Source organism: Pseudomonas sp. RGB (genome assembly GCF_007713445.1).
Taxonomy (GTDB): Bacteria; Pseudomonadota; Gammaproteobacteria; order Pseudomonadales; family Pseudomonadaceae; genus Aquipseudomonas.
Genome location: NZ_VMSH01000001.1, coordinates 153,400 through 166,998, shown reverse-complemented (window position 1 = coordinate 166,998; position 13,599 = coordinate 153,400). Strand labels below are relative to the sequence as shown.

Below are 13,599 nucleotides of genomic sequence, written 5' to 3'. Positions count from 1 at the left end.
TGGCTACGCGGTGCTGTTACAGGATGCGCACGCGCAACGAACGGCCTTTGATCTTGCCGTCATTCAAACGCTGCAGCGCCTGCTTGGCGATCCCGCGTTCCACGGCCACAAAGGCCTGGAAGTCGAAGATCGCGATCTTGCCGACCTGGGCACCGGGGATGCCGGCGTCACCGGTCAATGCGCCGAGGATGTCGCCCGGGCGAACCTTGTCTTTACGGCCGGCGGCGATGCACAGGGTGCTCATCTGCGGCAGCAACGGGCCGCCGCTTTGTGGCTTGAGGTTGTCCAGCTGGTCCCAGTTCAGCGGCGACTTCTGCAGTTGCTCGATGGCCTGGGCGCGGTGCGCTTCGGACGGCGCCACCAGGCTGATGGCGATGCCGGTTTCGCCCGCGCGGCCGGTACGGCCTACACGGTGAATGTGGATTTCCGAGTCGCGGGCCAGTTCGACGTTGATCACCATGTCCAGCGAGTCAATGTCCAGACCACGCGCGGCCACGTCGGTGGCGACCAGCACCGAGGTGCTGCGGTTGGCGAACATCGCCAGTACCTGGTCACGGTCGCGCTGTTCCAGGTCGCCATGCAGGCCGACGGCGGAAATGCCTTTGGACGTCAGGTGATCCACGGTTTCCTGCACTTGCTGCTTGGTAAAGCAGAACGCCACGCACGAGGCCGGGCGGAAATGCGCGAGCACCTTGGTCACGGCGTCCATGCGCTCTTCCGGCGAGATCTCGTAGAAACGCTGCTCGATCTGGTCGTCGGAGTGGAACGCTTCAGCCTTCACTTGCTGCGGCGCGCGCATGAACTTGGAGGCCAGCTGCTTGATGCTCACCGGGTAGGTGGCCGAGAACAGCAGGGTCTGGCGGCGTGGCGGGGTCTTGCTGATGATGTCTTCGATGGCGTCGTAGAAGCCCATGTCGAGCATGCGGTCAGCTTCGTCGAGGATCAGTGTGTTCAAACCGTCCAGCACCAGCGAACCCTTGCGCAGGTGCTGCTGGATACGGCCCGGGGTGCCGACGATGACGTGGGCGCCGTGTTCCAGCGAGGCAATCTGCGGGCCGAGGGACACGCCGCCGCACAGGGTCAGCACCTTGATGTTGTCTTCGGCACGCGCCAGGCGACGGATTTCCTTGGCGACCTGGTCGGCCAGCTCACGCGTCGGGCACATCACCAGCGCCTGGCAGCCGAAGTAGCGCGGGTTGATCGGGTTCAACAGGCCGATACCGAAGGCGGCAGTTTTGCCGCTGCCGGTCTTGGCCTGGGCAATCAGGTCCAGCCCCTTGAGGATCACCGGCAAGCTTTGCGCCTGGATCTGCGTCATCTCGACATAACCCAGCGAGTCGAGGTTAGCCAGCATGGCGGCGGAGAGCGGCAAAGTATTAAAAGCGGTGGCGATGGTAGTCACGGGACTGGCTCTGCAAAACAAAATGTCGCGCAGTGTACCAGTCTCGTGGGAATTTCCCCGCAAGTTCTAGACGAGAAGCCTGTTAATGCTCGATGTCGTGCTCTGGGCTGACCGCGCGTTTGCCGTCGGTGGGCGACAGTTGCAGGAAGATCGCCGCCGCCAGCATCGCCATGATGCCCACGGTGAGAAAGGTCAGCTGGAACGCGCCGAGCACGCTTTCCACCCCGTCGTTGCCCGCTTCGGCAGTAAAACCGCCGAGCAGCGCACCGGCGCACGCTACCCCAAGGCTCAGGGACAGTTGCGCCACCACCGAGAGCAAACTGTTGCCGCTGCTGGCCTGGGCGTCATCGAGGTCGATCAGGGTGACGGTGTTCATCGCGGTGAACTGCAAGGAGTTGATCGCGCCCAGCACCGCCAGCATTCCCAGTAGAAGCGGATAGGGCGTCTGCTCGCTGACCAGGCCCATGCTCGCCAGCATGATGCCCAGCGCCAGGGTGTTGCCGGTCAGCACGATGCGGTAGCCCAGGCGCTCGATCAACGGCCGGGCGATGGACTTGGCAAACATCGCCGCCGCCGCCAGCGGCAACATGCTCATCCCGGCTTCCGAGGGCGAATAACCCAGCGCCACCTGCAACAGCAGCGGTACCAGGAACGGCAGCGCGCCGCTGCCGAGCCGCGCAAACAGGTTGCCGAGAATGCCCACGGCAAAGGTGCGCGTCTTGAACAGCACCGGCGAGAACAGCGGGTTGTCGATATGCCCGGCGCGCAGCCAATACGCCGCCAGGCACGCCAGCCCGCCAAACAGCAGCAACATCACGCGCAAATGCGGCAAGTGCAGTTCGCCCAGGCCTTCCATGGCGATGGTGATCAGCACCATCGCCGCGCCAAACAGCACGAACCCCACGCTGTCGAAACGCGTGCGCTCGCTGCCGCGCAGGTCGGGGATGAGTTTCCACACGGCGTAGCAACCGATCATGCCCACCGGCAGGTTGATCAGGAAGATCCAGTGCCAGGTCAGGTATTGCACCATCCAGCCGCCCATGGTCGGGCCGAGCAACGGGCCGAGCAGGCCGGGAATGGTAATGAAGCCCATGATCCGCACCAGCTCGGAGCGCGGATAAGCGCGTAAGACCACCAGCCGCCCCACCGGCAGCATCAGCGCGCCGCCCAAGCCCTGGATGACCCGCGCGCCTACCAACATGGTCAAGCTGCTGGACAGGGCGCACAGCAGCGAGCCAATGCTGAACAGCATGATCGCGCCAAAGAAGATTTTCTTGGTGCCGAACCGGTCGGCGACCCAACCCGAGGCCGGGATCAGCAAGGCGACGGTGAGCATGTAAGCAATCACCACGCCTTGCATGCGCAGCGGGTTTTCCGCGAGGTCCCGGGCCATGGCCGGCAGTGCCGTGTTGAGAATCGTCCCATCCAGCGACTGCATGAAGAAGGCAATCGCCACCACCCAGGGGAGCCAGCGGGCGGTCTTGGCGTCGAGAGGGGCGCGATTGGGCATGAGCTACCTTTTTGTTAGCAGGCTATGTGTCGGCGATTATGCGCCATCCGTCGCTCCTTTTCCCACTGGCGGTTCGTCTAAATCTGACAATGTCGCGTGCGCTCCGACGAGGAAATCCAGCAGCGCCCGGTGCACCGCCAGCGCAGCCTCGCGGGATTCAAGGTCGAGCAAGTGGCCGGTGTGTTCGGCGACGGCGAAGGTGCTGCGGCCTACGTATTTTTTGAACAGTTGGGCCTCCGCGGCCGGGGTGTACTCATCCAGCGCGCCGTTGATGAAATGCACCGGCGTTTCGATCTGCGTGAGCGCCGGCAGGTAATTGCCATCGCCCAGGCCCAGCACCTGGTGGATATGAAAGCGCGCCTGGCGGTACTCGGTGGTGGCCATGTTCGACAGGTGCCGGTGGTTATTGCGCTTGAGGCGCGGTGACAGGTACTTGCCAACGGTCTCGTTGAGCAGGTGGCCAACGGCAGACTTGTCATCCGCTTCGATCAGCACGCGCACGCGCTCCACATAGTCGAGCATGGCCTGGTTGAGGTTGGGCGCCAGGGCCATCACCACCGAGCTTTCGATAGAGGGCGGGTTGTGCGCCAGGGTCAGCAGCGTGGAGATGCCGCCCCAGGAGGCCGACACCAGGTGGCTGACCTGGAAGCGTTCCACCAGGGCACGCAGGATTTGGACTTCGTCGTCTTTGGTGACCAGGTCAAGGTTGCTGTTGTACTCGCGCGAAAGGCCGGAGAACGGCAGATCGAACAGCAGCACATTGAAGTGTTCCGCCAGGCACTTGCTGGTGCGGGCGAAGGAGCGGGTGGTGGACAGTGCCCCATTGACCATCAGGACGGTTTTCTTTTCCGAATCGTTACCAAGCTGCTCAACGTGAACGTTGTAGTGTTTGAACAGCCCTTCTATGACAAAACTTCCATGGTCCATGTCAACGCTCCAGCTTGCCCAATCCAGGCAAGGTCATGCATCACGTGCGCACACGTGGGGTTGGTGGCGGGGTGCCACTAACCGTTATAACGAGGTTTTTTACGGGCGACAACATGCCGCACGGGGAGAAGTATGAGATGGGATTTTTCGGTAGGAAGGAGCTAAACGAGGGTGTAAGGAACGAGCACAGAACAGTGTGGGAGCTGGCTTGCCTGCGATGCAGTCACCTCGGTGTATCAGTGACACCGCAGTGATGCTATCGCAGGCAAGCCAGCTCCCACAGGGGAGTCGCAGTGCTTATAAGGTGAGAGTCAGGCGTTTGACCAACGCGCCTGGCAACAAGTTGGACGCGGTATTGCGCTGGCTATACGTACTCGCCGACAACAACAGCTCCCGCTCAGCAGTCAGCGCTTCAAGTTGCGAACCGAGCAAGTTGTAGACGCTGTCATCAAAGCGCATGGTGCTGACCGGCGCCTTGATCTCGCCGTCTTCCACCCAGAACGTGGCAAAGCGCGTCATGCCGGTCAGGCGGGCGGCCGGCAAATCCGAATAGTTCAGGTACCACAGGTTGCTGATGTACAGCCCGGTACCCAACTGCTTGAGGATATCGGCCTGGGCGAGGCTGCCCGCCGCCATCTGCAAGGCGCTGGGCGACTCGTCGCTGCTGGCGCCGTTGGTGCTCAGGCCGTATTCGGCGGCGCTGCGCGAGTTGATCAACTGGCCCTCGGCCTTGCCCGCGTTGATCAGCGTCACATCCCCGCGCGGGTAGCCTTCGGTGGAGAACGCCTGGCTCAGCGAGCCGCTGATCTGCTCATCGACTTTGACCAATGGGCTCAACGACTGCTCACCGGCATACAGCTTTTGCAACGAGCTGGCTTTGCTGGCGATGGCCTGAGCGGAAAACCCGCCCCAGGTGATGATGCTGATGATTTCTTCCAGCGCCGCGGGGGCGAGGTAGGCGCGGTACTGCCCGGGGGCGAGCTTGTGCAGTGGGCGGCCAAGAAACTCTAGTTGCTCGCGCGCCTGCTGCAAGCGTGCGCTGAATTCGGCGCTGTCCCAGGTGTGCCCGGCGTAGCTGGCTTTGACCGCTTCGCCGTTGGCGTGGAACAGGCTGAAATCGAAGTTGAAGCTGTTGGCCTGATGCCAGCCGAACGCACCGTCCGAACTGGCGAACCCTCGGGTGATCGGGCCAGCAGCGTAGAAGCCGACCAGGTCCACGCCTTTTGCGGCCTGGCTGATGTCTTCCAGCACCTGGGCCAGTTCCGGCAGCGGTCGTAACTGCTCGTTATGGCTTTGCCAGGCGTTGTGGTTCAGCAGCAGGTACGGGTCCTGTGGCAGCAAAGGCAAGGTTTCGCGCAACTGTTGCAGGCCATCGGCGAGGCGCTGGCGGTCCAGTTCCGGCTCACCGGCCAAGGTAATGCCGAGGTCGGCGTGGCGGCCGTCGTTGATAAGCTTGAGGTTCAGGCTGGCCTGTTGCACCTGGCCGGCCTGGCGCACCTGGGCGTGGTTGAAGCGTACGAACTCGGATGATTCGTCTGCGTAGCCGAGGTGAAATTGTTCCTTATCGGTGATGGCCTGCTTGAGCCAGTCCACCAGTGCCTTGAAGTTGTTCATCAGGCATCTCCCCCAAATACGTCGACATCACTGAACACGCACGCCGGTGACGCGTGACCCACGCGAATCACCTGGTTGGGCTCGCCTTTGCCGCAGTTCGGCGTGCCCAACACCTTGAACGTGCTGGCGTCGCCGACGGCGCTGAGCTTGCGCCAGAACTGCGCGGAAATCGCACGGTAGTTGGGGTTCTTCACCACGCCTTTAAGCTCGCCGTTTTCGATCAGTTGGCCCCACTCGCAGCCGAACTGGAACTTGTTGCGCGCATCATCAATGGACCATGAGCGGTTGGTGCTCATCAGAATGCCGTGCTCGATGCCGCTGATCAGCTCGGCCTGGGTTTTGTCGCCGGCCTCGATGTTCAAGTTGGCCATGCGGTCGATCGGCGCGCGGTTCCAGCTGCACGCTCGGCTGTTAGCGACGCCGCCGAGCCCCGAGCGAAATTGCGACAGCGCGCCGCCCAACGGCTTGAGCAGCAAGCCGTCACGGATCAGGAACTGCCTGGTGGCGCGGGTGCCGTCGTCGTCATGGCTGTAGCTGGCGAGCTGCTCGGGGATGTCCGGGTCGAAGGTCACGTTGAGCAAGGGCGAGCCGTATTGCAGGTGGCCAAAATCGCTGGCCTTCACAAAGCTGGTGCCGGCGTAATTGCGCTCATCACCGAGGATGCGGTCCAGCTCCAGCGGGTGGCCGATGGACTCGTGGATCTGCAGGATCATCTGGTCGGGCATCAGCAGCAGGTCGCGCGGGCCGTTGGGTGTGTTGGGCGCGAGCAGCAGTTGCAGGGCTTCGTCGGCCACCTGGCGGGCGGCGCCGGCCAGGCCGAAGCGGCGAATCACGTTCGCACTGCCTTGCTGGCCGAAGTTGGTGCCGCCCAGGGTGCGGGTCTGGCTGTCGTTGCCGTCAAACGCGGTGACGCTCAGGCCCGGGTAGACGAAACGCTGAGCCTGGCGCAGTTCGGCACCGGCGCTGTTGAGGTAGATCTGCTCCACGCGGGTGGTGCCCAGGCTGACTTCCCAGCTGACCAGGCGCTCGTCCTTGGGCACGCTGGCAGACTCATCGCCCAACAGTTGGTAGCAGTCGCTCAAGGACGGGAAGGGCTGGTCGAGGTCCGGTGACAGGTAGTCGGCGACGTCACTGGAGACCGGCTGCGTGTGCAGGTCGAGCAGGGCGTGGGGCAAGATCCGCCGGGCTTGCTGTTCAGCGCGCTCAAGGGCGGCTTGCAGGCCGGCAAGCGAGATGTCGTTTGTGGCGGCGTAGGCTTCCACGCCGTTGAGACGCACGGTGAGCATGGCGCCCTCGTCGTGGTTCAGGTGTGGCGGCTCGGCGACGTTCTTGCGGACCGACAGGTATTGGCCGGATTCGCGGACGTAACGCAGCGAGAAAAATTCGGCGCGGGTGCGCAGGGCACTGAAGTGCTTTTTGAGAGTGGCGTGGTGATCGAACATGGGGCCTTCCTTGTGGGCGGCTCATCGCGGGCAGGCAAATAGAGTAGGCCTGGGCTGGGAGCTGATCAAGGACAGGCGATCACCTGTGGCGAGCGGGCGTGTTGTGGCGAGCGGGCTTGCCCCGCGTTGGAGTGCGAAGCGCTCCCAAGATTTTGGGGCCGCTACGCAGCCCAACGCGGGGCAAGCCCGCTCGCCACAGGTGAGGGTTTACTGCGCGGTAGGGCCGACTTCACGCATCGGCTTGCCACGCACCGGCGCATCGCCTGCTACGTAGTAGTCGGCGGTGCTGCGCGGCAGCGGTTGGCGGCCACGGATCTTGTCGGCGATTTTCTCGGCGATCATGATCGTCGGCGCGTTCAGGTTGCCGGTGGTGATGATCGGCATGATCGACGCATCCACAACGCGCAGACCCTGCATGCCATGCACACGGCCTTCGCCATCCACTACAGCCATCTCGTCGGTGCCCATTTTGCACGAGCAGGACGGGTGGAACGCAGTTTCGGCGTGCTCGCGGATGAACTTGTCGAGTTGCTCATCGGTTTGCACTTCAATACCCGGGCTGATTTCGCGGCCACGGTAGGGGTCCAGCGCCGGCTGCTGCATGATTTCACGGGTCAGGCGGATGCCGTCACGGAATTCCTGCCAGTCCTGCTCAGTGGCCATGTAGTTGAAGAGGATGCTCGGGTAGTCCCGTGGGTTCTTCGACTTCAATTGCACGCGGCCACGGCTCGGCGAGCGCATGGAACCCATGTGTGCCTGGAAACCGTGCTCTTTCACACCGTTGCTGCCGTTGTAGTTAATCGCCACCGGCAGGAAGTGGTACTGGATGTTCGGCCATTCGAATTCCGGACGCGAACGGATAAAACCGCCGGCCTCGAACTGGTTGCTGGCGCCGATGCCGGTGCCGTTGAACAGCCACTCGGCACCAATCGCAGGCTGGTTGTACCAGAGCAGCGACGGGTACAGCGACACCGGTTGGGTGCAGGCGTATTGCAGGTACAGCTCAAGGTGGTCCTGCAGGTTTTCGCCGACGCCTGGCAGGTCATGAACCACCGGGATGTCGAGGCTTTCGAGCAGTTTGGCCGGACCCACACCGGAGCGTTGCAGCAGTTGCGGCGAAGCGATTGCGCCGCTGCACACCAATACTTCTTTGCGCGCGCGGGCTTCAACGCGCTCTTCGGCAGCGCCGATCAGGTAACGCACGCCAACGGCACGCTTGCCTTCAAACAAGACTTTGTCGGTGAGGGCGTGGGTGACGATGGTCAGGGTCGAACGCTTTTTAGCCGTGTCCAGGTAACCGCGTGCGGTGCTGGCGCGACGGCCATTTTTCGTGACAGTACGGTCCATCGGGCCGAAGCCTTCTTGCTGGTAGCCGTTCAAGTCGTCGGTGCGCGGGTAACCGGCCTGCACGCCGGCTTCAACCATGGCGTGGAACAGCGGGTTGTTGCCGGCTTTGGGCGTGGTCACGCTGACCGGGCCTTCGCCACCGTGGTAGTCGTTCGGGCCGATGTCGCGGGTTTCGGCTTTACGGAAATACGGCAGGCAGTCGAGGTAAGTCCAGTTTTCCAGACCTGGCAGTTTCGACCAGTTGTCGTAGTCCATCGCGTTGCCACGGATGTAGCACATGCCGTTGATCAGCGAGGAGCCGCCCAGGCCCTTGCCGCGACCGCATTCCATCCGGCGACCGTCCATGTGCGGCTCTGGATCGGTTTCGTAGGCCCAGTTGTAGCGGCGGCCTTGCAGCGGGAACGCCAGCGCGGCCGGCATTTGGGTACGGAAGTCAAAACGGTAATCCGGGCCGCCGGCTTCCAGCAGCAGGACGGTGACGCCTTCGTCTTCGGTCAGACGGGTCGCCAGGGTGTTACCGGCGGAGCCGGCACCCACAATGATGTAATCGTATTCTTGGGACATTGGATGCACCCTCTTTGAAGTGTGGTCAGGTCGGGCCTCATCGGGGGCAGCTCCCTCCCACAATTTGAATTGTGAATACCTTCAAATGTGGGAGGGGGCTTGCCCCCGATGAGGCCTCGCAGGCAATACAACGCTCGGGTGTTAGAACACCGAGGCGTAATCGCCCAGCTCAACCTGTACCGATTTGATGCGGGTGAAGTTGTTCAGCGAGCTGATGCCGTTCTCACGGCCCACACCGGATTGCTTGTAGCCACCGACCGGCATCTTGGCGTCGGATTCGCCCCAGGCGTTGATCCAGCAGATACCCGCTTCCAGCTGATGAATCACGCGGTGAGCGCGGTTCAGGTCTTTGGTTACCAGGCCCGCGGCCAGGCCGAAGTCGGTGTCGTTGGCGCGACGGATCACTTCTTCTTCGGTCTCGTAAGTGAGGATGCTCATCACTGGGCCGAAGATTTCTTCACGGACGATGGTCATCTCGTCGGTGCAGTCGGTGAACACGGTCGGGGCCACGTAGGCGCCTTTGGCGAAGTTGCCATCGGTCAGACGGTCGCCGCCGCACAGGACGCGAGCGCCTTCTTCCTTACCTTTGGCGATGTAGCCGAGCACGCTTTCCATGTGGGCGAAGCTGACCAGCGGTCCGAAGTTGGTGTTCTCGTCTTGCGGGTCGCCAATGCGGATGCGCGCAACACGCTCAACAATCTTGGCTTCGAAGGCTGCCTGCAGGTGCTTAGGCACGAACACGCGAGTGCCGTTGGTGCAGACCTGGCCGGAGCTGTAGAAGTTGGCCATCATCGCGATGTCGGCCGCGCGATCCAGGTCGGCGTCTTCGAACACGATCAGCGGCGACTTGCCGCCCAGTTCCATGGTGACTTCTTTGAGCGAGGAGCTCGAAGCGCTGGCCATGACTTTCTTGCCGGTGTCGGTGCCGCCGGTGAACGAGACTTTCTCGATGCGCGGGTGCTCGGTCAGCCAGGTGCCGACTTCACGGCCGCTGCCCGTCAGGACGTTGAACACGCCAGCCGGCACGCCAGCTTCGGTGTAGATCTCGGCCAGTTTCAGGGTGGTCAGCGAGGTGACTTCGCTTGGTTTGAAGATCATCGCGTTACCGGCAGCCAGGGCCGGTGCGGATTTCCACAGGGCGATCTGGATCGGGTAGTTCCACGCGCCGATACCGGCGACCACGCCCAGCGGTTCGCGGCGGGTGTAGACGAACGACGTGTCGCGCAGCGGGATCTGCTCGCCTTCGATGGCCGGCACCAGGCCTGCGTAGTATTCCAGCACGTCGGCGCCGGTGACGATGTCGACGTATTGGGTTTCGGAGAAGGCTTTACCGGTGTCCAGGGTTTCCAGGGCGGCCAGCTCATCGTTGCGCTCGCGCAGGATGTCGACGGCACGGCGCAGGATGCGCGAACGCTCCATGGCGGTCATCGCGGCCCAGATTTTCTGGCCTTTTTCGGCGCTGACCACGGCACGTTCAACGTCTTCCTTGGTAGCACGTTGCACTTGGGCGAGAACTTCACCGTTAGCCGGGTTGATGGCTTCGAAGGTGGCATCGCTGCCAGCGTCGCTGTAGCCGCCGTCAATGTAGAGTTTTTGCAGTTCGAAACGGGCCATAAAGTCCTCGCAAGTGCATAAGTGGTTGGCGTTACCCGCCGCCGGTGAGCCATGGGGTTTCTGGCAACACTGAGCGGCAGACGTTCAGGGGTTGAGCGGTTATGTGTGCTCTAACTCACCTGCTTGGCCAATTGGAAATCCATGTATTCGTAAGCGATCCGTTGCGCCTGCTCCGTGTCGAAAGCGTCTCCCGACAGGGCGCCGCGCAACCACAAACCGTCGATCAGGGCCGCCAGTCCTCTGGCTGCTTTGCGTGCGTGAGGCAGCGGCAGCACTCGGCGGAACTGGCAGCACAGGTTGGAATACAGACGTTGATCGTTGATCCGCTGCAACCTGTGCAATGACGGGTGATGCATGCTGGTGGCCCAGAAGGCCAGCCAGGTTTTCATTGCCGGTCCATTGACCTGGCTGGCATCGAAGTTGCCCTCGATGATCACCCGAAGGTGCGCCCGTGGGCTGTCGTCCTTCAGCGCTTGCCTGCGTTCGTGGACGTTCTCGATCAGCACATTCATCAAGTACCGCATCGTCGCGGCGATCAGGCCGTTCTTGTCCTGAAAGTAGTGACTGATGATGCCGTTCGAGACGCCGGCCAAACGGGCGATCAGCGCAATGCTGGCATCTCCCATTCCGACCTGATCGATGGCCGTCAAGGTGGCTTCGATCAACTGCTGGCGGCGTATGGGTTGCATACCGACCTTGGGCATGTAGCACCTCTCCTTAGGCCTGCCGTTGGGCGATAAACGTCCGTCGGCTTGAAGGCCAGTCTATTTTGTTTTGATTGAACGTTCAATCAACAAAGAATAAGATCTGCGACAAATGGTCGCGACCTGCAGATATTTCCTACCTGTGAGCCACTGCCTCTGACACCTGCAAAAACCCTTGAAACAGGCCGTATCAGGGCCTGGGCGTCGCTTTGGCGAGGCTCAAGAATTTTCGGGGTGTCTTTATAACACCCGTCCGTCGACTGCCGAAAAATCGATGTCCCGGGATAACCGTTGCCTTGTGTTTCTCTCTCGCACTGCCCGGAGCATCTGCGCCATGAGTTCTGCCTCTCTTATAAAGACCCCGCCGGAAAAGGTCCGGGTCAACGGTTGGGTGTTCTACACCTCCACCGCGCTCATTCTGTTGTTGACCGCCATTCTGATCATCGCCCCGCAGGAGGCCGGGCGCATGCTCGGCGTAGCACAGGCGTGGCTGTCGAAAAGCTTCGGCTGGTACTACATGGTGGTCATCGCTGCCTACCTGGTCTTTGTGGTCGGCCTGGCGTTTTCGTCCTACGGCAAGTTGAAACTGGGCAGCAAGGACGACACCCCGGACTTCAGCTACGGCGCCTGGGCCGGCATGCTGTTCTCGTCGGGCATCGGCATCTCGCTGTTGTACTTCGGTGCCTCGGAGCCGTTGGACCACTACTTCAACCCGCCCGAAGGCGCGGCTGCCAGCAATAGCGCGGCACGCCAGGCGCTGCAACTGACGTTCCTGCACTGGGGCCTGCACGGCTGGGCGATCTATGCCTTGGTCGGCCTGGCCGTGGCGTACTTCGCGTATCGCCATAACCAGCCGCTGGCCTTGCGTTCGGCGTTGTACCCGCTGGTGGGCGAGCGTTGGGTGAAGGGCGCGGCTGGCCACGCGGTGGACGGCTTCGGCATGTTCGTGACCCTGCTGGGCCTGGTGACCAACCTGGGGATTGGCGCGATGCAGGTGTCGTCGGGGCTTGAAAACCTGTTCGGCATGGCGCACAGCAACACCAACCTGTTGATCGTGATCATCGTGATGAGCACCGTGGCGACCATCGCCGCCGTGTCGGGTGTGGAGAACGGCATTCGCCGCCTGTCCAACCTCAACATCGTGCTGTTCAGCGGTTTGCTGATCTTTGTGCTGCTGTTTGGCCCGACCCTGCACCTGCTCAATGGCTTGGTGCAGAACACCGGTGACTACCTCAACGGTATCGTGCTGAAAACTTTCGACCTGTATGTGTACGAAGGCGACGCCGACAAGACCGAGCGCTGGATGGGCCTGTGGACGCTGTTCTACTGGGCCTGGTGGATTTCCTGGGCGCCATTCGTGGGCATGTTCATCGCGCGTATTTCCCGTGGTCGTACCGTGCGTGAACTGGTGGCCGGCGTGCTGCTGATCCCGCTGGGCTTCACCTTGGCGTGGTTGTCGATCTTCGGTAACTCGGCCCTGGACCTGGTGCTCAACCACGGTGCCGTGGAGTTGGGCAAGACGGCGCTGGAACAACCGTCGATGGCCATCTACCAATTGCTGGAGCATTACCCGGCGTCGAAAATTGTGATCGGCGTGTCGATCTTCGTGGGCTTTGTGCTGTTCCTGACCCCGGCGGATTCCGGCGCGGTGATGATGGCCAACCTGTCGTGCAAAGGCGGCAATGTGGACGAAGATGCGCCGCACTGGCTGCGGATCTTCTGGTCGGTCGTGATCACCCTGGTGACCATTGGCCTGCTGTTTGCGGGTAACTTCGAAGCCATGCAAACCATGGTGGTGCTGGCGGGGCTGCCGTTCTCGGTGGTGCTGATTCTGTTCATGTTCGGTTTGCACAAGGCCATGCGCCAGGACGTGGCCATCGAACAGGAGCAAGCGCAACTGGCTGAGCGTGGCCGCCGTGGTTTCAGCGAGCGTTTGACCGCGCTGGACCTGCAACCGAGCCAGGCCACCGTGCAGCGCTTTATGGACAAGCATGTCACGCCGGCGTTGGAAGAGGCGGCGACGGCGTTGCGTGAGCAAGGGCTGGAAGTGCAGACCTTGTTGGGCAAATCCAAGCGTTGCATCGGTGTGCGCATCGAGATGGAAGAGGGCAACCCGTTTGTCTATGAGGTGAGCCTGGATGCTTATTCGTCGGCACCGAGCGACTTGCCTGAAGAAGAGCGCACGCGTTACTACCGGGCCGAGGTCTACCTGCACAACGGACCTCAAGAGTACGACCTGATGGGCTTCACCCAGGAACAGATCACCCGGGACGTGCTCGATCAGTTTGAAAGCCATCGGCAGCTCCTTGGCCGTGTCTATAGCTGATAGTTGAAGACGGGTGGTGTCCTCACCGACACCACTGAGTCCAAATATGTAAACAGAACTAAATGTGGGAGGGGGCTTGCCCCCGATAGCAATGTGTCAGTCAGTACTTCTGTTACTGATACACCGCAATCGGGGGCAAGCCCCCTCCC

General features: G+C 61.9%; 9 protein-coding genes. 1 reads left to right on the top strand and 8 read right to left on the bottom strand.

What is annotated here, in order from left to right:
* Nucleotides 1-16 precede the first annotated feature (16 nt).
* The 8 genes from dbpA to betI all read right to left on the bottom strand — a co-directional run bounded on the left by dbpA (nt 17) and on the right by betI (nt 11,124).
* Nucleotides 17-1,354 carry an ATP-dependent RNA helicase DbpA gene (gene dbpA, locus FPT15_RS00740; protein WP_231999012.1) on the bottom strand — a complete coding sequence of 446 codons (1,338 nt, stop codon included), beginning with the start codon at nt 1,352-1,354 and terminating at the stop codon, nt 17-19.
* Nucleotides 1,355-1,484: 130 nt separating this feature from the next.
* On the bottom strand, nt 1,485-2,912 hold the full coding sequence (gene mdtD, locus FPT15_RS00735) for a multidrug transporter subunit MdtD (protein WP_145157597.1): 1,428 nt from the start codon (nt 2,910-2,912) through the stop codon (nt 1,485-1,487).
* A gap of 36 nt (nt 2,913-2,948) precedes the next feature.
* Nucleotides 2,949-3,839 carry an alpha/beta fold hydrolase gene (locus FPT15_RS00730; RefSeq protein WP_145157595.1) on the bottom strand — a complete coding sequence of 297 codons (891 nt, stop codon included), beginning with the start codon at nt 3,837-3,839 and terminating at the stop codon, nt 2,949-2,951.
* 297 nt (nt 3,840-4,136) lie between these two features.
* Nucleotides 4,137-5,453: a TldD/PmbA family protein gene (locus tag FPT15_RS00725; RefSeq protein ID WP_145157591.1), complete on the bottom strand. Its 1,317-nt coding sequence runs from the start codon at nt 5,451-5,453 to the stop codon at nt 4,137-4,139.
* The gene (locus FPT15_RS00720) at nt 5,453-6,895 is read right to left on the bottom strand and encodes a TldD/PmbA family protein (RefSeq protein WP_145157588.1); all 1,443 of its coding nucleotides are present in this window, start codon (nt 6,893-6,895) and stop codon (nt 5,453-5,455) included. The genes FPT15_RS00725 and FPT15_RS00720 overlap by 1 nt, the downstream gene beginning before the upstream one ends.
* A gap of 207 nt (nt 6,896-7,102) precedes the next feature.
* The gene (gene betA / locus FPT15_RS00715) at nt 7,103-8,806 is read right to left on the bottom strand and encodes a choline dehydrogenase (protein ID WP_145157585.1); all 1,704 of its coding nucleotides are present in this window, start codon (nt 8,804-8,806) and stop codon (nt 7,103-7,105) included.
* 141 nt (nt 8,807-8,947) lie between these two features.
* Nucleotides 8,948-10,420, bottom strand: a complete 1,473-nt coding sequence (gene betB / locus FPT15_RS00710; RefSeq protein ID WP_106575609.1) for a betaine-aldehyde dehydrogenase — start codon at nt 10,418-10,420, stop codon at nt 8,948-8,950.
* Nucleotides 10,421-10,530: 110 nt separating this feature from the next.
* Complete coding sequence (gene betI, locus FPT15_RS00705) at nt 10,531-11,124, bottom strand: transcriptional regulator BetI (RefSeq protein WP_145157581.1); 594 nt, start codon at nt 11,122-11,124, stop codon at nt 10,531-10,533.
* Between the two features lie 334 nt (nt 11,125-11,458).
* On the opposite strand from betI, the gene betT reads away from it, so the two are divergent.
* Nucleotides 11,459-13,450: a choline BCCT transporter BetT gene (gene betT, locus FPT15_RS00700; RefSeq protein WP_145157579.1), complete on the top strand. Its 1,992-nt coding sequence runs from the start codon at nt 11,459-11,461 to the stop codon at nt 13,448-13,450.
* Nucleotides 13,451-13,599 lie beyond the last annotated feature (149 nt).

Excerpts from the sequence above, each read along its gene's own strand:
- dbpA (WP_231999012.1), bottom strand. The coding sequence starts at position 1,354 with ATGCTGGCTAACCTCGACTCGCTGGGTTATGTCGAGATGACGCAGATC.
- mdtD (WP_145157597.1), bottom strand. The coding sequence starts at position 2,912 with ATGCCCAATCGCGCCCCTCTCGACGCCAAGACCGCCCGCTGGCTCCCC.
- FPT15_RS00730 (WP_145157595.1), bottom strand. The coding sequence starts at position 3,839 with ATGGACCATGGAAGTTTTGTCATAGAAGGGCTGTTCAAACACTACAAC.
- FPT15_RS00725 (WP_145157591.1), bottom strand. The coding sequence starts at position 5,453 with ATGAACAACTTCAAGGCACTGGTGGACTGGCTCAAGCAGGCCATCACC.
- FPT15_RS00720 (WP_145157588.1), bottom strand. The coding sequence starts at position 6,895 with ATGTTCGATCACCACGCCACTCTCAAAAAGCACTTCAGTGCCCTGCGC.
- betA (WP_145157585.1), bottom strand. The coding sequence starts at position 8,806 with ATGTCCCAAGAATACGATTACATCATTGTGGGTGCCGGCTCCGCCGGT.
- betB (WP_106575609.1), bottom strand. The coding sequence starts at position 10,420 with ATGGCCCGTTTCGAACTGCAAAAACTCTACATTGACGGCGGCTACAGC.
- betI (WP_145157581.1), bottom strand. The coding sequence starts at position 11,124 with ATGCCCAAGGTCGGTATGCAACCCATACGCCGCCAGCAGTTGATCGAA.
- betT (WP_145157579.1), top strand. The coding sequence starts at position 11,459 with ATGAGTTCTGCCTCTCTTATAAAGACCCCGCCGGAAAAGGTCCGGGTC.